Genomic DNA, 1,685 nt, shown 5'->3' on the forward strand with positions numbered 1-1,685 from the left:
GGTTCTGGCCCACTTTCCGTGATTGCAGGGCTGGTTAGGCGAGGAGGACTCGTTTTCGGAGGAGGTCGAAGCCGGCGCGGCCGTACATTTGCCTTTTGAGCATTTTGATGCGGTTGACGTTGCCTTCGACGGGTCCTGAGTTCCAGTGCAGGGTCAGTCCGGCGGTGACGGCGTCGAGGTCGGCGTTCAGGTTGTGGGCGAATGTGCTGATGCCGGGCAGTGCGGCGGTGGTCGCCGTGGTGATCCAGTCGGTCAGGGTGGTGCTGCCGGTGCGGTTGGTGAGCATCGCGGCGAACTCGCGGACGACCTGGTGGGCGGTGTGTAGCTCGGGGCAGCGGTCAAGGATCGCGGTAAGAGCTGTGCCGTCGTCGGCGGGGAGGCGGTCGGGGTGGCGGCAGATCCAGCTGGTGACGCGCCGGATCGATGGTGGTTGTGCCGGTAGTGGTGGCTGGCCAGGGGATCGGCCTTGGAGGAAGTCACGGACGACGGAGTAGCTGCCGGGGAAGCCTTGGGCGGTGATTTCGCGGTGCAGGGTTTGAAGGTTGCCGTGCCGGCCGGTGTAGCCGGCCAGCAAGTGTTCCTTGTAGGGGTCGAGGCTGCTGCGGCGGCGGACGCCGACGATCATCTGCTGCCAGGTCTCGGCGCGGGCGTAGCGCTGAACGGTGTGCCGGCCCCAGCCGAGGTGGGTGGCGATCTGGCGGATCTTCAAGCCTTGGCTGAGGAGATCGTGCACCAGCTTGTGGTGCTCGCGGCGTCGTTCAGCGAGTCTGCCGGTCGGCTCGGCCGCGGGTTTCGGCTCGGATGGGGGTGGGACCGTATCGGTTGTGGCTGGCGGGGTGTCGTCGCGCAGGCAGGGTTTGTGTCGGGCGACGCAACGTTCGACCGCGGTAGCCAGGTTCTGCCAGAGGTGGAAACGATCGGCGACCTGCACCGCTTCAGGTGCGCCGGTGCGGGCGCCGTCGGCGTAGGCGCCGGAACGGTCCCGGCAGATGATCTCGGCGCCGGGATGCGTGAGCAGCCAGTCGGCCAAGGGTGCGGCGTCGCGGCTGGGCAGCACGTCGATGACTCGGTGGGATTCGCAGTCGATGAGCACCGTGCCGTAGACGTGGCCGCGCTTGAGCGCGAAGTCGTCGACGCCCAGGACTTTAGTCGCCGGTATCGACGGGTCCGGCAATGCTCTGAGCAGCCGTAACAGGCTGCTGCGGCTGACGCGCAGGCCTAACTGCATCGCCAGCCGCGCGCCTGCTCGGCCGCACAACGCCAGACCGATCGCTTCCAGCGTCCGCCGCAACGGCGGGCTGCGACGGGCATGCGGCAGGGTCAGCCCGTCGATCTGCTCGGCGAACGTTCGGGCCGGACACGACCCGTTTTCGCAGAAGAAGCGGCGCACCCGCACGCTGATCAGGACCCTGCGGCCACCGATCGCGGTATCGGCCAGCCGCCGCACATATCGGCTGTGCACCCGCCGCGACCAGGCCTGGCAACCTGGACAGGCCACGTGCACGGCCCGCCCCGACGCATCGACCAGAACGCTGTCCTCGGTCACCTCGGCCCGCTCGACCTTAACGCCGGACAGATGAGGTAGCAGCACACCCAGACCAAGATCCACAGCACGGAGAAGCTACACAGTGGATGGTGAACTCAGCCCTCGGCCCACTCCAATCACGGAAAGTGGGCCAGAACCC

1 protein-coding gene is annotated in these 1,685 nt (G+C 67.5%); it reads right to left on the minus strand.

The genetic code is table 11. The features are described 5' to 3' along the window. Positions 1-34: 34 nt before the first annotated feature. Positions 35-1,609 carry an ISL3 family transposase gene (locus ACFQV6_RS44135; protein WP_378033720.1) on the minus strand — a complete coding sequence of 525 codons (1,575 nt, stop codon included), beginning with the start codon at positions 1,607-1,609 and terminating at the stop codon, positions 35-37. Between the last annotated feature and the right edge of the window lie 76 nt (positions 1,610-1,685).

This window comes from Actinoplanes sp. GCM10030250 (assembly GCF_042666575.1).
In the GTDB taxonomy this organism is placed as follows: domain Bacteria; phylum Actinomycetota; class Actinomycetes; order Mycobacteriales; family Micromonosporaceae; genus Actinoplanes.